This window comes from Oceanobacillus sp. M65 (genome assembly GCF_052246275.1).
Classification (GTDB): Bacteria; Bacillota; Bacilli; order Bacillales; family Amphibacillaceae; genus Oceanobacillus_B; species Oceanobacillus_B jordanicus.
Map to the genome: position 1 here is coordinate 421,159 of NZ_JBQQCJ010000003.1, position 17,735 is coordinate 438,893.

Consider the following 17,735-nt stretch of genomic DNA (forward strand, 5'->3'; position numbering starts at 1 on the left):
TGAAGCGTCTCCTTTTTTGGAGGCGCCTTTTTTGTTGTTGCTGCGTCACTTTTGTGGGTGCTGCGTCTCTCCCGTGTGAGGCTGCGTCTCTTCACGTGGCTGTGGCGTCTCTTCTGCGGGATGATGCGTCTCATTTCTTGGTTGATGCGACTCTCCCCTGTGTGGCTGCGTCTCTTTTCTTGGCTGATGCGTCTCTTCTCTAGGAAGCTCCATCATAAAACGTCGGCTTCACTTTGCAGTGGTCTGGCTTCACTTTGTGGTACTCTGGTTTCACTTTGTGGTACTCTGGTTTCACTTTGCGGTGCTCTGGTTTCACTTTGTGGTGCCCTGGTTTCACTTTGTGAGGCTCTGGTTTCACTTTTCGGTGCCCTGGCTTCACTTTGCGGTGCCCTGGTTTCACTTTGCGGTGCTCTCGATTCACTTTGCCTCCATCTCGATTCACTCTGCCCCGCTCTCGGTTCACTTCCAACATCTCTCCCCATGGAATACAAAAAAGGCTGCCAATTCGGCAGCCTTTTTCTATATCTTTTGTTATCTACTATTCTATTTCACAATTAATACGGGACATTCTACGCGTTTTGCCACTTTGTGGCTCACGCTTCCGAGGATAAAGGTCTGCAGGTTGTTCAGCCCCCTACTCCCTAGCACTACACCATCTATTTCATTATTGTTGGCATAGTTGACTAAAGTAGGGCCTGCTTCTCCATGCAAAATCTTAATCTCGTATTGAATATCGGTTTTATTCAATAATTCTTTAACAGCCTTTAGTTTATCATTACGCATTTTTTCTAGGGCGAATTTGTCCGTTGCATGTAGCACATCTGACTTCGCTTTATTGCCATCCACAACGTACACAACATTAATGACTCCATTAAACTTCTCAGCAAGCTCTATAGCATAATTTGCTGAGCGAATGGAATGCTCTGATCCATCTACAGCCAATAGTATTCTTTTAAACACCATAACCACCCTCTACAGATTCTGATAAAAGCACTTATTTTAATGTCCTGACGCCTTCGATAAACCACCAATACGTTGAACTAAATTTTTACTTGCTTCATTTAAACCCGTGAACTCCACGTTAATGTGGTGTTGTTCAAACTTGGCTTGAATCTTATCAAGCGCTCCTACTGCTGAATCATCCCATAAATGCGCACGACTTAGATCAATTTCCACTTCCTTAACAGTATCGGCGAAAACAAACTTCGCCGTAAAATCACTTACTGAAGCAAAAAACAACTGACCTTCAATACGATAAACTCTTTTTTGTTCTCGCATCATTAACTCATCCGTAACTTTCACTTTGGATATTTTAGCAGCAAAGAAAATTGCACTTAATAGTACACCAGCAAGTACACCTTTAGATAAATCATGTGTGTAAAGCACGACAGCAACGGTTGTTAGCATGACAACTGCATCTGTTCTTGGTAGTTTGTGTAAGTTACGTATCGAGGACCAATCAAATGTACCAATAGATACCATAAACATAACACCAGCTAGGGCAGCCATTGGGATTTGAACAACAAGTCCGCCTAGTACAATAATCAGAAACATTAAGAACGATCCAGCAACCAATGCAGATAAACGGCCTCTACCACCAGACTTCACATTGATGACAGACTGACCAATCATGGCACAACCAGCCATTCCACCGAAGAAGCCTGCAACAATATTGGCAATCCCTTGTCCGCGACTTTCTTTGTTCTTATTACTCTCTGTATCTGTCATATCATCTACGATATTAGCAGTTAATAAGGATTCTAGTAATCCTACAATAGCCAGAGCCAAGGAGTATGGAAAAATAATCATCAACGTTTCAAAAGTAAACGGAATAGAAGGAATCAAGAAGATAGGCAATTGCTGTTTCAATGCACCCATATCTCCGACTGTTCCAATATCTATTTTACCAAAAATCACGATTGCTGTGACGACAATAATTGCTACCAAAGCAGATGGAACCGCCTTTGTAACCCTAGGCAATAGATAAATAATGGCCAAGGTAAGTCCAACAAGTGCATACATAATCCAGCTTTCCCCTTGGAAATGCGGAATCTGTGCTGTAAATATTAGAATGGCTAGTGAGTTAACAAAGCCTACCATCACCGAACGTGGTACAAACTTCATAGCTCTTGCTAGCTTAAAAACGCCAAAAATGATTTGGATGATACCTGTAAGAATCGTTGCTGCAAACAAATACTGCAACCCATGATCCGCAACGAGATTTACCATGAGTAACGCCATTGCTCCTGTTGCCGCAGAGATCATACCCGGTCTCCCTCCGACAAAAGCAATTACAACTGCAATACAAAAAGATGCATATAATCCAATCATTGGATCAACACCCGCTATAATTGAAAAGGCTATTGCTTCTGGGATTAAAGCCAGTGCAACTACCAAACCTGCCAGGACATCCCCTTTGACATTGCCAAACCATTCATTCTTCAATTGTTCTACTTTCAACTATTCAACCTCTTTTCATATATATTCAAGCCAACTTATGGCATGTTCCGTAGATAACTAAGAAATCATACCATAATTACTCACATTTCACAAAACACGAAGAAAGCGTAATCAAAAGGTGCTTACGTCTATTTTTATTGTTTTTCTTCTATTTTCTCTTAATTTTAGTAGTAGGCCCATTCTCTATAAAAATGGTGGCTTTATTTACGTTTAAAATCAAGGTATACTTACATGTGAAATGAGTGAAAGAAGGTGAAGAAATGAAAGGAAGAATTGCAGTATTTGTTATTATTTTAGTTACGATAATTGCCATGTTCTTATGTTGGCTATGGCTTCAGGATGTTATCGAGGATTATGATTTGGAAAGAGCACTTGGGGGAACGATGGTTGGGGATTACGAGCACAATCCGGCTGACTCCCAGTTATCATAAATGTTTTGCCATGTTGAACTCTTAATATCGGGATGAATTTAATTCTGATATGCCTCGAGGCAAGGCTTTCTACTTGGGGCTTACGATGTTCTGTCACACAAGCATTTCTTATCATAGCTTCTTTTCCATCGTTTGCATAGTGATACGGAGCAGAACGGGATACGACGAAGCTGGAACAACATAATCTGGATTGGAATTATGCCTTTCTAGAAACTGCCGAAACCTTCCCATTAACTCTGGTACGATTGTTACGGGAAGATGAAAGAGCCTGCCTTGCGTGGTATAAACATTGTTTCCAACAGGTAACAGGATGCCGCTTATGATCTCACCCATTTTAGGAGTTTGGAATATTTCATTAAAAATAAATACCTTTTTCTCCTCTTTTAAAAATACGTCTTGAACGTGGAATAACCGGTTATACTTTCTATCTATCTTGACTACACGATAAAACCCTGGCGTGATACTTAGCCAACTATTCAAGTGTGCCTGCACAACCTTGTCTGCCTTAGTCCATTTTTCATTATGTACTTCCAAATAATCCTGGTAGATGGTCATACCATGGGGAGCTTGCGGGTAGCAAAATAATAGCCACCAAATGATTTGGGGAAAAGCTTTATCAAACAACACTTCAGGAACATTCATTTGCTTTAGTAATTTTTCAATTTCTTCCCGCAATAACTGGTCATACTTTTCAATGGAAAATAAGAACAAATCATCCAAGATAAACAGTAATTCCTTTGTAGACTGCTGCGTATCATGTAATTCATCTAAACTTCTACCGTTATTCAACACCTGGAAACCCCCTTCGTGAATTCACCCTATCTTATCACGAAAAAAGCTATAAATCAGGTTGGTATAATCCCATTTCCACTACTATAAACCCCTTGAAAATAACTTTCTCCCTTAAGGAAAAGCCCGTTATCTTTCCCTTATTAGTACTAGAAATGTGATTATAAACGTTTAAATCTTGATTTCTTACTCATCCGTTTTAGGAATATTACGCTGTTTGCCTTTTTCTTCCCAACTCTTCTCCCCATCGTCCTCTATAATTCCTAGTAGTACATCTGCTACTTCGGATTGGCGTAAAAGCGTATCGGACAACTCAAACTTAATATCATCTGCTTTTGCCAGGCTAAGCCCTTTTTTTAGTTCAACTGTTCCCTCAACATGGTATAGACGGCCTTCCTGTACAATTCGAATTCGATGAATATCCACTACGTCTTCATGGTCTAAAAGTATAGTTGTGAGCTTGTCTTGAACCTCTGCTGGTGCTGAAACTCCGATTAAACCGATCATATTGTCATAACCCACTCGAAAAGCGACAAACAACATTAAACACCCAATTAACATGGAAATTAAACCATCTGCTTGCAAAATACCAAAAAACTGCGAAAGCACTATACCAACCATTGCTAGGAGTGCACCTGATGTTGCAACAAGATCCTCATAAAAGACAAGTCGTGTAGCAGGCGACGCCTTCTTGACATTTTTAAAAGCTACGGTTATTACATTACTTGATTCATCCGTTTTACTTTCACTTCTTATTTCCCGCATCGCTTTAAAAAGGATTAATCCATCAATGATTAAGGAGGCAAGTAATACAATAAAGTTTAACAGTAAGCCATCTGATTCCTCAGGATCCTGAAATAAATGCCATCCTTTTAATATTGTCTCATAAGCCATCACGGTTACGACAATCACAGCGACCATACAAAAGATATTAATGACTCTTCCAAAACCTGACGGGAATCGTTTGGATGGAGGAAACTCAGCCAATACACTACCAAAAAATACAAACCCCTGATTTACAGCATCGGCAAGGGAATGCATAGAGGATGCAAACATGGAACCATTTCCACTAAATGCTGCAGCTATTCCCTTTATCCCGGCTAAAAAGGCATTTCCTAGGGCAGCAATACCCGAAGATGTATTTCCTTTACGTACCTTTTCTATGATACTCATGTAAATTCCATCCCTTTCTGAAGTTATGCTCCCGTTTTATGGAGGCCTTTCTCTTCTATTGAAGCTTCCATTTTATTTAAATGTCCACCAAGTAGCTTATACGTAAACTGAAAGATAGGACTTTGAATAAAGGTGAAGATAAAAGTAAAAAGAAAAACAGGCCCACCAAGCAACAGACCAATGAGTAATACAAGACATTCTGTTATAATACGCACTTTTCCTACAGAAGCACCGAGCTTATCAGAAATGGAGAGCATGAATCCGTCCCTTGGACCTGATCCAACTCCAGCTGAGTTGTAGATTCCCCCACCAATTCCCATTAAAATAATTCCTGAAATAATGACGATTACATCTAGCCAGCTTTCACTCGCATGTGGTAAGAAATCTAGAAATAAGAAAAAATCCACAAACACACCAACGAGGATGCCATTTAAAAACGTACCTAGTCTTATATAACTTTTATCCAGAATCCATGAGACAATAATTAGGATTACAGAAATAATAATTGCCCAAGACCCAATTGATAACCCTAGTTTTTCATATAGTGCTACATTTAATACGTCCCAAGGATGAATTCCCAAATGTTGCATGTTTATCGCTATACTGATGCCTATACTAAATAGAATTAAACCAAAGAAAAACACACTCCAGCGGATCGTCTTTATCATAAAACCCCTTCTCTCTTGCTAAAATATTAAAAATCGTCTTCAGTTTTTTTAAAAATCAAAACTCCAATTTAGTTTATCATTTTTCCTATAAATGTGTAGATAGTTTTCAAAGGATGATAAGCAAAATCCTTCATGTTTTTTTACATTTTATGTCATACTATTAATTGTACAGAATAGGAAAGAAGGAATTTACATGAACTTTTCAACTATCACAATCGCAGGAAGTGGTGTGTTAGGTAGTCAAATCGCCTATCAAACTGCATTTAAGGGATTCGATGTTACGGTATATGACATTAACGATGAAGCCCTAGAGAAGGCGAAAGAGAGAATTGAAAAACTAAAAGAACGCTATCAAGAGGATCTCGGTGCTTCAGAACAAGCTGTTAATAATGCGTACAATCGTATCGCGTTTCAGTCTGATCTAGCGAAGACAGTTTCAGATGCAGACCTTGTTATCGAAGCGATTCCAGAGGTCGTAAAAATTAAAACAGAATTTTATAATGAGCTAGGAAAAGTAGCTCCTCACAGAACTGTTTTTGCTACAAACTCATCCACCTTATTACCAAGCCAATTTGCAGAGGCAACTGGTCGTCCAGAAAAGTTTCTTGCCTTGCACTTTGCCAATGAAATATGGATAAACAACACAGCTGAAATTATGAAGCATCCTGGTACTGATAACGATGTGTTTGACGAAGTAAGTCAGTTTGCAAAAGCAATTGGAATGGTTGCACTACCATTACACAAGGAGCAACCAGGTTACATTCTTAACTCTCTATTAGTTCCATTATTAGATGCTGCAGAGCTACTCCTTTCTAAGGAAGTAGCAGATGTTGAAACAATTGATAAAACGTGGATGATTGCTACTGGTGCTCCAAAAGGACCTTTCGCCATCCTAGACGTAGTCGGAATTACGACTTCTTATAATATCGTAAATGCAAAAGCCGAAGCGACCGGTAATGAAGAGTTTAAAAAGCTGGCAAACTTGCTCAAAACGGAGTATATCGACAAAGGTAAACTTGGTACCGCAACGGGAGAAGGATTCTACAAGTATCCAAACCCAAGCTTTGAAGAGCCTGATTTCTTAAAAAACTAAACGAATGGCGTCTGTTACGTGAGTACTACGTAATAGGCGCCTTTTTTTATATTTCCTAGGTATGTTTTGCTTACGGAAGTTAGGTGAAAAAATAGTATAAAAAGAAAGAACCTTGGCTAAGGTTCTTTCTTTTTATGTTCTCATATATTTTCACTATAAATGGATAGTGATTTCTTTAGAAATTATTCTTCCTCTACTTTTGCTTTTTGGACTAATGCTTCAGGGATCATTTCAAAGCCCTCAATCATTGTGTTCTCTTCCAATTCGATCATAAGACTTAGTTTTCCATCAAAATGAATTTGCTTCACAAATCGTAAGTCTTCTGGGCTTACTTTTATGTCTGCCACTTTCGTCTTAATCTTAATGGATTTTTTATTGTATTTTGGAATGATACTACTTGCTTTTAACTCATATTTTTCATCGTCAATCACTGTCTTAAACGCAGTTTCAACCTTTTCTGTATCAACGTCCTCTATCCCACTGCTTTTCAGAACACTTTCCACATCTTTATAATCCAACCTTGGTATATCATCTTCTTCATGCTCTTCAATTACCCGATGAATTTCATCATACACATTAGAAAGCGTGGACGTATTAATTTGATCTCCGCTAACCTTTTTGACAATCTCCTCGAATACTACCTTATCATCTTCTGCTGTCATCGTTTCTTCCGCATTCAAAACTTCCTCAATAAAATGGTAATTCAGTTCATATGCTTTTCCAGCAGAGTAAAGAACATGGTTTACATCCGCTACGTTCTCTGTAAAGGTTGGAAATAAAAAGCCGGAAATCGGCGCCTTAAGATTAATAACAGGGTCCACCACGATGTTATATTTAAATTCCTTTTCTACATAGTCAAACAACAGCTCTTTTTTGGGATCCTGTGTTTTATTCATACTACATAAAATAAACTTATTGGAGTAAACTGCATCACGGGAGCTTTCTTCTGCATCTTCATTGCTTCGTTTCATCGGTTTCATATATTCACCTTGTATAAAAGTAACCACAATATCCATTTCATATTGCTTATCCTTTAACATTTTTTCCACAAGACGCAACATTTGATCTTTCCATTCTTCCGTATCATTACTCAATATTCCTTGATGCAAGATAAGCTGGCTACTATCCTCTACATCACGTTGAAATTTCAATTCAAATAATTTCTCATCAAGCTGTCCTGTTAGCACTTTTTTAAAATTGGTCATAAATAAATCTTTTTGTTCCTCTTCAAGTAAGTCGAAGGGCACACTCTGATGATGATAGATTTCACTCGATTCTTTCATGATATATACGTTAAAGATATCGTTTATTTTCAACAAATCGTTATTTATTTTAAACTGCTTTCGAATATTTGCGATGTCTTTTTTGTTCAACTTCATTCCACTCCTAAATTGGACTACGAATATATATTCTTCGTTCATCCATTCTATCATTTTCCATTTAGGTTATATAGATAAATATTTTTAAATGAAAGTTGAAAAATCTCTGTACAATATTAATTGTGTGTTGCAAAAGAGAACGGTTCTTCAGCCACTATGATACTATCAGCTAATTTTATAAAGTGAAACTTCAATCAGTGGGGTTTTCGTTCTTCCCAACTGATTTGTTAGTTGAACGAATCGGAGCGTTAGCGTCTGTCACTCCCACTTAACTTCACTGTTTCACTTCATATTTTGAAGTGGGGTTCTTACGGACGCTTGCACCGCGATAAATTCCTTCACATCATTCATACACAGCTCCATCCCTTTTTCCCAAAATGACTCGGAAGTAATATCTTCTCCGAGGTGTTTCATCACTAGTTCTTCCGTTGACATACTTCCGGAATCACGAAGGAATGCAAGATAATCTTTTTCGAATCCTCTTCCTTTTTCTTTTGCCTTTGCATAAATACTCAAGGAAAGTAGGTATCCAAATGTGTATGGAAAGTTATAAAATGGAGATTTGGTAATATAGAAATGTGGCGTCCAAACCCATGAGTGAACAGGGATATGACCAAGTGAACCATTATATCCTATATCCATAGACTCTTTCATTAATGTATTCAAACGAGTTGTTGAAACAAACCCCTGCTTTCTTTCCTCATAAAATTTCTTTTCAAATAGGAACCTTGCATTTATATTCATAAAGTTCATTACACTTCTCTTTAATTTTTCATCTAATAAGAGTAGTTTATCTTTTTTTGTAGTTGCCTGATCTATTGCCGCATCTAATACGATCATCTCCAAAAAAGTAGAAGCTGTTTCTGCGAGACTCATAGGATATTGCTTGTTAATACTATCAACATCCTTCATGGCATGATTATGAAAGGCATGTCCAAGTTCATGTGTAAGAGTTAGCAAGTCCTTTATCGTTCCTGAATAAGTCATGTAAACTCTGGATTCACCTGTTTGTGGGAAACCTATACAGAATGGGACTGCTGATTTATTTGGACGATTTTCAGATTCCACCCACCCCTTTTCAAATGCATTAGAAATAAAGCTTGCTAATTCTGGACCAAATTGGCTTAGATGACTTGTCACAAATTTCACAGCCTTATCGTAGTCAATATGCTGATCACTATTTGTAATGGGAGCCCAGAAATGATAGGAATTGAGTTTCGCTTCCCCTAAAATCTCAGCCTTCCCATTTAGATATTCAGTAAATGCATTTTTATGTTTATCCACTGCTCCCCACATTATATCTAGCGTCTCTGCTTTAATTCTGTTATTTAACAAGGGCTCTTCTAAAATATTTTCGACTCCATTGGTTTTATACACTTGTAATCGGAAACCAGCAATGTGATTTAGAATCTGTGCAAACAATCCCTCTTTTTCTTTCCAAACATTTTCTAATGCCTCATGAGAAGCTTTGCGTACTTCCGCATTTGGGTCTGCCCTTAAATTTATAGCCTGACCAACTGATAATGTATTTTCCTTTCCATTAATTGATACTTTAACTTTTATGCTACTCATCAGCGTTTTGTAAAACGAATACCAAGCGTGATAACCATCTATCATTAAATCAGATATTAGCCGCTCCTCTCTTTCAGATAGTTGTAACCTACCTTTTTGTCGCCATTCATTTAATATATATTTATAATTACTTAATATCTCTGTATCCAACATTTCATTCCATAACTTCTCTTCTATTTGTTGAAGGAGTTGCTGTGTTCTTTTGACACTTGTTTCAAAACTAGCATTAAGATAACCTACTTATCCTCCAGTGTAGAAGCTTTTTGATCTTTTGGATTTTGTGCCAGTAGGCATACGACAAAAGATTTGGCTTGTGATACGTTCATTTCAATTTCACTAATCAATCTAATTAACTCTGTTACCTCTACTGGTTCAGCAATACATTTCGAACTTACAAAACTACCAACTTTACTGTTAAAATCTTTTATCTTTCTTTCTGTATTTCGTAGATGTTCAACTAATTGTGGTGACTCACTCCCGCCCGGAAATATGGAGTCTAAGTCCCATACTTCACGATAAACACCATTTTTCAAATTTCTCCCTCCATCCACCTATCTACATTCACAACAGCAATTACTAGCTGACAATTCAAATAATTATATATCCTCATCTTACATGAAACCGTCACCTAACAAAATACTATTTGAGCTTTGTGTGCTAATAGAGCATCCAAATATTTTCCTTTTTCCCTCAAAAGTTTTGAAGGTTATATTTGAAAGTTCTATAATGAATACTAGGTTCGAAATATTTTTACATATCAAGGAGGAACAGTTTATGCCAACAAAGGACAATGCACCTGAATCTACCGTTACTGAGGATATCTCTGCAAGACGAGCAGCACTTGATGCTAAATTTAACAATTGGCCACGTAATACGATTTCCACACACTTTTATCAAGCCAGTTCTACATATCCTGAAAGAATGTATATTCAAACAGATAACGATTCGATTACCTATAAAGAAACATGGAAACTCGCCAAGAACTATGCTAAAGCGTTGATCAATCTTGGTGTAAGGCGTCGGGACCATGTTGCGATTCTAATGGAAAATGACGTCGTATATCCTGCTCTCATGATTGCATGTTCAATGGTAGGCGCTGTGTTTATCCCAATAAATACCATGTTAAGCAAAAACGAATTAAAATACATACTTACACAATCTGATGCACGCTATTTAATCATGCATCAAGCGACAAAAAATAATCCCCTTGCTGACTCTATAACTGCTTTACTAAATGAAGAGTATTTTAAAGAAGAGACTCTGCTTCAAGAAATCATTTGTTTACCGAATCATAATGAGTTATTGGACGAGCGCTTTCTTCCATGGGAGAAATTTTGTAAGAAAGCTGAATTAATTACAGATGAGAAATGGCAAGAAAGATGGAATGCGTCCCGTTACCCTGATGAAGTAGGTGCAATCATATATACTTCTGGATCTACTGGTACACCTAAAGGAGTAATGCTTACAGATGACATGCTGCTCAGGTCTTCCTACAGCACGTGTATGAGCAGGGCAATTGAGGATGGGCGTGTAACGTTTGCGCCACTTCCATTTTATCATTGCTACAACTTGATAGAAGGGATCTTTGCTATGTCCTTTGTCGGTGGCTTATTGGTCGCACCGCGTTCCTTTTCGCCACTGTCTGCTATGGAAATGATAGAAAAATATCAAGCAAATGACTTTCTACTTGTTCCAACCATGCTTGTTCCATTTTTGAATCATCCAAAGCTCACAGATTATGATCTGTCCAGTCTTTTTGCGATGTGGTGTGGTGCGGCACCTGCTCCTATCCCAGTATGGAAAAAGGCAATCGAATTACTTGGTCTGACAGAAATCATTACTGGCTATGGGCAGTCCGAAGTGGCCTCTTCTGGTGTAACGACAGAGCTTGGTATTTCCCTTGAAACACTCACAACAAGAGTTGGCCGACCAAAGCTTGGTGGTGTGAGTGGTCTTCCAGAATTTAATGGCAGCAATGTAGAGTACAAAACGGTAGATATCGAAACGAGAGAAACTCTACCCCATGGAAGTGTTGGAGAACTTGCAGTACGTGGCACGACCGTTAGCCACGGTTACTATAAAAAGCCGGAAGAAACCGCAAAAGTTATCGATAAAGATGGTTGGTTACTAACAGGTGACGTAGGTCGACTAGATGAAAATGGTTATATTGAGCTAATTGGACGAACGAAGGATATTTACAAAGTATCGGGGGAATTAGTTTCCCCTCGTGAAGTGGAAGAGGCCATTTCCAAGCATCCAATGGTCGACCAGGTTGCTGTTATCGGTGTACCGGATTCTTTAACAACAGAAGCTGGTGCCGCGTTCATTGAATTAAAAGCCGGTGAAGATTGTAAGCGAAAAGATATTTTGAGCTGGTGCACTGATTATCTCGCTCGGTTCAAGGTGCCTCGCCATATCTGGTTTATAGAATCATCAGAATGGCCATTAACGAGTACTGGAAAGGTGCAAAAATTCCGTTTAAAGGAAATTGCCGAAGAAAGATTGGCGACAAGAAATAAATAATTTCTAGAGTTCAAAAATAGGGAGATGCATGTAAATGAAGGCTTGGCATAAGGAAGTAATACGTGTTCATTATAAAGATACGGATCAAATGGGCGTTGTCCATCACGGTAACTATGTAAACTTGTTTGAAATAGGTCGAACCGAATGGATGCGACATGCAGGTATTCCGTACAGCAAAATGGAGGACATGGGACTTTTATTGCCTGTAATGGATCTGAATATAAACTATCAAAAATCTGCTCGATATGATGATCTTCTTGTCATCTATACGAAAGTAAGTAATTTTTCAAAAGTACGCCTGCAGTTTGATTATGAGGCAAGGCTTATCGCAAACAATGATTCTCAAGGAGAGATAGCCGATACACCAACTGGAGAGTTGCTCGCACAAGGTTCCACTGTCCATATGTGGGTCACACGTGATTGGAAGCCCGCCCGGATAGATCGTTTTGCACCAGAAGTATATGCGCTATTTCAAGAAGCGTAATTATTTTAATAGAGAGGAGCATAACCATGAATGAATCGATGCGAATAGCTGTAACGGGAATGGGAACGGTGAGCCCTTACGGTGTTGGACTGTCTACGTTTTGGGACAATTTAATTGCGAATAAATCTGCTGTTAAAGAGGTTGAAGATGAACAACTGCACCAGTGGGCTCCCGTTGGTGCGCGGGTTCAAGATTTCAATCCTGCCGAATATCTACCAAAGAAGCTAGTTAAGAATACGGATCGTTTTACCCAACTTGCACTTATTGCAGCAACAGAGGCTTTGTCTAATGCTGGTATTCTAGGAGAGGATGGCGAAACAATTGCTCCCAGTATTGATCCAGAACGGATCGGCACTTCTATTGGATCAGCCTTTGGGGGCATTCAGTCATTAGAGGAAGGATCTGGAAAGTTAGCTACAGGAAAGGCCTCGCGTGTCGGCCCTCGGCTCATTTCCAAATGCATTCCAAATGCTGCTGCAGCCACTATTGCAAAGCACTATGGTTTACGCGGTCCTTCAAGTACTCATGTAACAGCCTGTGCAGCATCAGCGCATGCGATTGGTGAGTCTACTTTCTGGTTTTGGCGTGATGATGTGGATTTCGTACTCGCTGGCGGAGCTGATTGCCTCTGGTCACCTGTTTTCCTATCAGGTTTACGTGATATGGGGGCGCTCGCAACAGAAGGCCCAGAAGACAAAACGACCTGGTCACGTCCTTTTGATCAAGATAGAACGGGAATGTTAATGGGGGAAGGATCAGCGTTATTTGTGCTTGAACCACTAGAAAAGGCAAAAGCACGCGGTGCCCATATTCATGCCATTTTAGGCGGGTATGGCTCGTCAAATGATGCCTACCACGATACAGCACCACATCCTGATGGCACAGGTGCCGCGCTCGCGATGAAACGTGCACTGCGTTCAGCTAATTTGGGTCCCACTGACATTGAATATGTTAATGCTCATGCTACATCAACTAAAGCCGGAGACATTGCTGAAACGAAGGCATTGCAAAGTTTATTTGGGAAACAATTGGATGCTATCCCTGTAAGTTCGATAAAAGGTGCGGTTGGCCATCTGCTTGGAGCTACTGGCGCAATCGAAAGCATCGCTAGCATAAAAGCAATGGAAACAGGAATTATTCCCCCCACCCTCCATTGCAAAAATCGGGATGAGCTCGCCCCAATGGATGTCGTACCAAACCAAAGTCGTAAACAGCAGATTAAAACAGTACTAAGCAACTCATTTGGCTTCGGTGGGCAAAACGGCACATTGATATGGAAGGCATATAATGCTGAGGAGCAGGGTTAATCCCTGCTCTCTTGCATATTCTAAAACGAAAACGTAGTAGGAGGTATTAACATGTCAACTGACAAACTTATTCTCGGTTCTTCTTCCCCTAGAAGACAGGAGTTGCTAAAACAAGTAAACCTCCCCTTCTCTGTTCGTACACCAGATATTGATGAATCACAAATTACAACAAATAATCCAATCGAGAAGGTAGAACAACTAGCAATGCGAAAAAGCCAAGCTATCCCTTTATTAGATGAAAAAGAAGTGATCTTAACAGCAGATACAGTCGTTTCCTATAAGCAACAAATCTTTGAGAAGCCAAAGAACAAAGAAGCTGCTATTCAAATGATTTCGGACTTAAGTGGAGAAATGCATGAGGTCTATACTGGTGTACAGATACGTTCTTCAAAACAGGAGCTTGTTTTTGTAGAACGATCAGAGGTAGAATTTTGGTCATTGTCAGAGGAAGAAATAAACTGGTATGTATCAACGCCTGATCCCTACGATAAAGCTGGCGCTTACGGGATACAGAGCCTTGGAGCAGCGTTTGTCAAAAGAATTAATGGTGACTACGCAACAATTGTCGGGCTACCTATTTCGAAGGTAGTACGAGAATTAAGGCAGTTTTCCATTTTTCCGTATTAAAAAAGGGCCGCCTTTGGACAAGCCCATATTTGCGATAAGCTTATAGAATGATTCCACCTATAAGCTTATCCCCTATATCGCATGCCCAGTCCTTTTAAAAAGTTCCTTGCATACCTATCGCCACATCTTCTGTAATTGCTGTGGCCTTCCTTTCGAAGCAATGCACTTAACTCTCCTTTAGAGACGTTAACCCCTACTTCTTCCCAAATTGCTAACATATCCTCAGTTGTTAGCTGCAACGCTATCTTTAATTTTTTTAGCATAACATTATTAACACTGCCACTGTTTTTTATCATCATAGGCGGACGTTCAGGCTGGCCAGGTTTAGGTTCTTGTTTTCCTCTTTTATGTACAATAAGACCATTAAAAAAAGACTCCAGCATTGTATTATCACATGGAAGCTCATACTCATTTTCATCATCACTTAAGCTATCGTTTAACCTGTTGAGCAATTCCTGTACGTCTTCTTTTGTAACTTCCACATCTCCTAATTGAAAGATCTTAACCATGTCCTCATCTTTTATATCAAGTGCATATCTTAAACGAACAAGGATATCATTATTGTTCATATCCATCGCCATTCCTCCTAATAGTCGGGTTAAATTACTAGTTTACCACGTAACGGAAAGGTTTTACAGTATGGCTGGATGATTGGACTTATGTCTGATAAAAGGGAATATGAAACTGCCACGTGAACCTTTTAAAGTGGCGCAGCTTCGCCTGGGTGCGACGCGACTCCTCCCTGAGGTGACGCGACTTTCTCTCTTTCTGGCGCGACTCCGACCTCATGTGACGCGACTTTCTCTCATGCAGACGCTACTCTACTTCCCAATAGCGTGCGTTCCAGAACTCATATGAAAGGGAGGAGCCAACACAAGGGTCCTCCCTAAGCTTACAATCTAATCTTAAACTTCTCCTTCATCTAATGGTGCGAGGGAGTCCATATGGCTGGCGATCATAGCGATAATGGTGCTAGCTTCATCCTTGCTAAAAATAAAATGAGATTCATCTTTAATTAAATCGTCGTCTTCTGTCCAGATACGGTTTGTTCGCTTAAGTACTCCATCTCCAGTTTCTCCTACAACTCCAAACTGGTAGGAAATCTCTACCTCATCCTCGTCATAGTACGCCGTAACCTCAGGAGTTTCCCATTCCACATCAATTTCCTCAAAGTATATTTCATCCGTTTCTTCTTCATCGTCCATAATATAACCTGAGTCGTCTGTTTCAATAAAATCCGCTTCAATGTACTCGTGGAAGCTCTCATGAACAGCATCCATGATATCGTCTATATCTTCAAGCACTACTTTACTAGTCAATCCATATTCCGGGTCTATCGTTTGAATATAGAACTCTTCATTATATGGATCGAAGAATAATGTACAGAAGTAATCAATGTCCTCTTCCCCACTGTATGTGAAAAAGTCTAAACGAGGATGCTTGGCACCGCGCTCAATGGACATTCTTCCATTCTCATCGTACTGTTCACATATCGAATTAAGATTATCCTGCAATTCCACACATACCCTATCAAACCATTCCATGTGCATATAGATTCCCACCTTTTTATTGGATTCCTCTTTAGTATGAACGGATATCCAAAAATATCTCCATGAATCAACAGGTAAATTTTGCGATATTATTATTTAAGCATTGAAACCATCTAAAAAACATGGAAATGCACTTTAATAGATAATTAAAAATCCCCTGTAAGAAATGTTTTCATATTTCCTACAGGGTGTTTCCTTTCATATAATTTCTAGGCGAGATCTGCGCCATTTGATTGGATGACTTGTTTATACCATTCAAAACTCTTCTTTTTACTTCTATCTAATGTGCCTTCACCTTTATTGTCCCTATCTACATAAATATATCCATAACGCTTTTTCATCTCACCAGTTGAAGCACTTACGATATCAATTGGTCCCCAGCTTGTGTAACCGATCAGCTCAACACCATCCTGAATAGCTTCACTCATCTGTTTGATATGAGCACGCAAGTAGTCAATCCTATAATCATCGTTAATTTCGCCAGCCGCATTTGGCTCATCCATAGCTCCAATACCATTTTCTACAACAAATAGAGGTTTTTGATAACGATCGTATAATTGATTTGCTGTAATTCGGAAGCCTTTTGGATCAATTGTCCAGCCCCATTCTGATTTCTGCAAATATGGATTAGAAATAGATCCAAATACATTCCCACTTGTCGAATTCTCTTGAACTGTTGGGTCGGTGCTTGTTAACCGACTAGCGTAATAACTAAATCCGATATAATCTACGGTATGATTTTTTAGTAGTGCTTCATCACCATCTTCTGCTTGTATGGTAATTCCCTTTTCCCGGAAGAACCGTTTCGCATAACCAGGATACTCTCCACGAGATTGTACATCGATAAAGAAAAAAGACTCACGATCCTTTTCCATCGCGTCTAGGACATCATCTGGATTACTTGAATAAGCATACGTCATACCAGCAGCTAACATACAACCTATTTGCGCATCTGGATTTATCTCATGGCCCGCTTTCACTGCTATAGCACTGGCGACTAGCTGATGATGCGCTGCCTGATATTTAACCTGTTGCTCATTTTCACCTTTTTGGAATACAAGTCCTGCTCCAACATATGGTAAATGTAAAAGCATATTGATTTCATTAAAGGTCAACCAATACTTTACTTTATCTTTGTATCGCGTAAATACTGTCCTAGCATATTTTTCAAAATAACCTACTAGTTTTCGGCTCTTCCAGCTACCGTAAGCCTCTACCAAATGAACTGGTACATCAAAGTGAGCAAGTGTAACAATTGGCTCGATTCCATGTTTCTTTAGTTCATCAAATACATTATCGTAGAATTTCAGCCCTGCTTCATTTGGCTCCGCGTCATCGCCATTTGGAAAAATACGAGCCCACGAGATGGATAAACGTAGTGATTTAAAACCCATTTCTGCAAAAAGGGAAATATCCTCTTTATAGTGATGGTAAAAATCAATTGCTTTATGTGAGGGGTAATATTCGCCTTCTAATGGGGAGTAGGATGGTAGGTTTCCTGTCATAATAGAATAACGTTTTTCTCCCGTTGGCAGCAGATCTACCGTCGTTAAACCCTTCCCGTCTTCTAAGTAAGCACCTTCAGTTTGGTTGGCAGCAATTGCACCACCCCATAAAAATCCTTCTGGGAAAGTCTTTATTACTTTATCCATAACAATTCACCTCTCTATGTAATGTAG

Annotated in this window: 18 protein-coding genes; 6 read left to right on the forward strand and 12 right to left on the reverse strand. The window is 39.2% G+C overall.

Annotated elements, in window-relative coordinates:
* Positions 1 to 199: 199 nt before the first annotated feature.
* The 3 genes from ACTWPF_RS14320 to ACTWPF_RS14330 all read right to left on the reverse strand — a co-directional run bounded on the left by ACTWPF_RS14320 (position 200) and on the right by ACTWPF_RS14330 (position 2,460).
* Positions 200 to 469 (reverse strand): hypothetical protein, encoded by a 270-nt coding sequence (locus ACTWPF_RS14320; RefSeq protein ID WP_443149537.1) that lies wholly within the window; start codon positions 467 to 469, stop codon positions 200 to 202.
* 74 nt (positions 470 to 543) lie between these two features.
* Entirely contained in the window at positions 544 to 960 is a 417-nt protein-coding gene (locus ACTWPF_RS14325) for a universal stress protein (protein WP_106898483.1), read from the reverse strand.
* Positions 961 to 999: 39 nt separating this feature from the next.
* On the reverse strand, positions 1,000 to 2,460 hold the full coding sequence (locus ACTWPF_RS14330) for a SulP family inorganic anion transporter (RefSeq protein ID WP_058951288.1): 1,461 nt from the start codon (positions 2,458 to 2,460) through the stop codon (positions 1,000 to 1,002).
* 260 nt (positions 2,461 to 2,720) lie between these two features.
* Between ACTWPF_RS14330 and ACTWPF_RS14335 the strand changes: the two genes are divergently transcribed.
* On the forward strand, positions 2,721 to 2,891 hold the full coding sequence (locus tag ACTWPF_RS14335; protein WP_159033219.1) for a hypothetical protein: 171 nt from the start codon (positions 2,721 to 2,723) through the stop codon (positions 2,889 to 2,891).
* 111 nt (positions 2,892 to 3,002) lie between these two features.
* Here the strand turns inward: ACTWPF_RS14335 and ACTWPF_RS14340 are convergent, their stop codons facing one another.
* From ACTWPF_RS14340 to ACTWPF_RS14350, 3 genes are all read right to left on the reverse strand, one after another.
* Complete coding sequence (locus ACTWPF_RS14340) at positions 3,003 to 3,683, reverse strand: hypothetical protein (protein ID WP_443149538.1); 681 nt, start codon at positions 3,681 to 3,683, stop codon at positions 3,003 to 3,005.
* Positions 3,684 to 3,866: 183 nt separating this feature from the next.
* A complete protein-coding gene (locus tag ACTWPF_RS14345; protein WP_106896107.1) occupies positions 3,867 to 4,853 on the reverse strand; it encodes a cation diffusion facilitator family transporter in 987 nt (328 codons plus the stop codon).
* A 23-nt stretch (positions 4,854 to 4,876) separates the two neighbouring features.
* Positions 4,877 to 5,521 (reverse strand): YczE/YyaS/YitT family protein, encoded by a 645-nt coding sequence (locus tag ACTWPF_RS14350; protein WP_238020373.1) that lies wholly within the window; start codon positions 5,519 to 5,521, stop codon positions 4,877 to 4,879.
* Between the two features lie 193 nt (positions 5,522 to 5,714).
* Between ACTWPF_RS14350 and ACTWPF_RS14355 the strand changes: the two genes are divergently transcribed.
* Positions 5,715 to 6,614, forward strand: a complete 900-nt coding sequence (locus tag ACTWPF_RS14355; RefSeq protein ID WP_443149539.1) for a 3-hydroxyacyl-CoA dehydrogenase — start codon at positions 5,715 to 5,717, stop codon at positions 6,612 to 6,614.
* Between the two features lie 182 nt (positions 6,615 to 6,796).
* On the opposite strand, the gene ACTWPF_RS14360 is transcribed toward ACTWPF_RS14355, so the two are convergent.
* The 3 genes from ACTWPF_RS14360 to ACTWPF_RS14370 form a co-directional block, all read right to left on the reverse strand.
* On the reverse strand, positions 6,797 to 7,987 hold the full coding sequence (locus tag ACTWPF_RS14360; RefSeq protein ID WP_443149540.1) for a DUF4317 domain-containing protein: 1,191 nt from the start codon (positions 7,985 to 7,987) through the stop codon (positions 6,797 to 6,799).
* Between the two features lie 288 nt (positions 7,988 to 8,275).
* The gene (locus tag ACTWPF_RS14365; protein WP_443149541.1) at positions 8,276 to 9,718 is read right to left on the reverse strand and encodes a M3 family oligoendopeptidase; all 1,443 of its coding nucleotides are present in this window, start codon (positions 9,716 to 9,718) and stop codon (positions 8,276 to 8,278) included.
* 83 nt (positions 9,719 to 9,801) lie between these two features.
* Positions 9,802 to 10,098: a hypothetical protein gene (locus tag ACTWPF_RS14370; RefSeq protein WP_443149542.1), complete on the reverse strand. Its 297-nt coding sequence runs from the start codon at positions 10,096 to 10,098 to the stop codon at positions 9,802 to 9,804.
* A gap of 241 nt (positions 10,099 to 10,339) precedes the next feature.
* Here ACTWPF_RS14370 and ACTWPF_RS14375 point away from each other — a divergent pair, with 241 nt between their 5' ends.
* The 4 genes from ACTWPF_RS14375 to ACTWPF_RS14390 are packed head-to-tail and all read left to right on the forward strand — an operon-like array spanning position 10,340 to position 14,506.
* Positions 10,340 to 12,088, forward strand: a complete 1,749-nt coding sequence (locus ACTWPF_RS14375; RefSeq protein ID WP_443149543.1) for a class I adenylate-forming enzyme family protein — start codon at positions 10,340 to 10,342, stop codon at positions 12,086 to 12,088.
* A gap of 34 nt (positions 12,089 to 12,122) precedes the next feature.
* Positions 12,123 to 12,572 carry an acyl-CoA thioesterase gene (locus ACTWPF_RS14380; protein ID WP_443149544.1) on the forward strand — a complete coding sequence of 150 codons (450 nt, stop codon included), beginning with the start codon at positions 12,123 to 12,125 and terminating at the stop codon, positions 12,570 to 12,572.
* Positions 12,573 to 12,598: 26 nt separating this feature from the next.
* Positions 12,599 to 13,879, forward strand: coding sequence for a beta-ketoacyl-[acyl-carrier-protein] synthase family protein (locus ACTWPF_RS14385; protein WP_443149545.1), 1,281 nt, complete (start codon positions 12,599 to 12,601; stop codon positions 13,877 to 13,879).
* A gap of 51 nt (positions 13,880 to 13,930) precedes the next feature.
* On the forward strand, positions 13,931 to 14,506 hold the full coding sequence (locus tag ACTWPF_RS14390) for a Maf family protein (RefSeq protein WP_443149546.1): 576 nt from the start codon (positions 13,931 to 13,933) through the stop codon (positions 14,504 to 14,506).
* Positions 14,507 to 14,571: 65 nt separating this feature from the next.
* Here ACTWPF_RS14390 and ACTWPF_RS14395 read toward each other — a convergent pair whose 3' ends face one another.
* The 3 genes from ACTWPF_RS14395 to ACTWPF_RS14405 form a co-directional block, all read right to left on the reverse strand.
* Positions 14,572 to 15,081 carry a DUF1456 family protein gene (locus ACTWPF_RS14395; protein WP_161465080.1) on the reverse strand — a complete coding sequence of 170 codons (510 nt, stop codon included), beginning with the start codon at positions 15,079 to 15,081 and terminating at the stop codon, positions 14,572 to 14,574.
* 330 nt (positions 15,082 to 15,411) lie between these two features.
* Positions 15,412 to 16,056 (reverse strand): hypothetical protein, encoded by a 645-nt coding sequence (locus tag ACTWPF_RS14400; protein ID WP_106896097.1) that lies wholly within the window; start codon positions 16,054 to 16,056, stop codon positions 15,412 to 15,414.
* 209 nt (positions 16,057 to 16,265) lie between these two features.
* Positions 16,266 to 17,708, reverse strand: a complete 1,443-nt coding sequence (locus ACTWPF_RS14405; protein WP_443149547.1) for a 6-phospho-beta-glucosidase — start codon at positions 17,706 to 17,708, stop codon at positions 16,266 to 16,268.
* Between the last annotated feature and the right edge of the window lie 27 nt (positions 17,709 to 17,735).

What these genes read in the sequence shown, in the direction of transcription:
- ACTWPF_RS14335 (WP_159033219.1), top strand. Translation starts at nt 2,721, where the DNA reads ATGAAAGGAAGAATTGCAGTATTTGTTATTATTTTAGTTACGATAATT.
- ACTWPF_RS14385 (WP_443149545.1), top strand. Translation starts at nt 12,599, where the DNA reads ATGAATGAATCGATGCGAATAGCTGTAACGGGAATGGGAACGGTGAGC.
- ACTWPF_RS14405 (WP_443149547.1), bottom strand. Translation starts at nt 17,708, where the DNA reads ATGGATAAAGTAATAAAGACTTTCCCAGAAGGATTTTTATGGGGTGGT.
- ACTWPF_RS14400 (WP_106896097.1), bottom strand. Translation starts at nt 16,056, where the DNA reads ATGCACATGGAATGGTTTGATAGGGTATGTGTGGAATTGCAGGATAAT.
- ACTWPF_RS14380 (WP_443149544.1), top strand. Translation starts at nt 12,123, where the DNA reads ATGAAGGCTTGGCATAAGGAAGTAATACGTGTTCATTATAAAGATACG.
- ACTWPF_RS14375 (WP_443149543.1), top strand. Translation starts at nt 10,340, where the DNA reads ATGCCAACAAAGGACAATGCACCTGAATCTACCGTTACTGAGGATATC.
- ACTWPF_RS14345 (WP_106896107.1), bottom strand. Translation starts at nt 4,853, where the DNA reads ATGAGTATCATAGAAAAGGTACGTAAAGGAAATACATCTTCGGGTATT.
- ACTWPF_RS14365 (WP_443149541.1), bottom strand. Translation starts at nt 9,718, where the DNA reads ATGTTGGATACAGAGATATTAAGTAATTATAAATATATATTAAATGAA.
- ACTWPF_RS14390 (WP_443149546.1), top strand. Translation starts at nt 13,931, where the DNA reads ATGTCAACTGACAAACTTATTCTCGGTTCTTCTTCCCCTAGAAGACAG.
- ACTWPF_RS14395 (WP_161465080.1), bottom strand. Translation starts at nt 15,081, where the DNA reads ATGGATATGAACAATAATGATATCCTTGTTCGTTTAAGATATGCACTT.
- ACTWPF_RS14355 (WP_443149539.1), top strand. Translation starts at nt 5,715, where the DNA reads ATGAACTTTTCAACTATCACAATCGCAGGAAGTGGTGTGTTAGGTAGT.
- ACTWPF_RS14350 (WP_238020373.1), bottom strand. Translation starts at nt 5,521, where the DNA reads ATGATAAAGACGATCCGCTGGAGTGTGTTTTTCTTTGGTTTAATTCTA.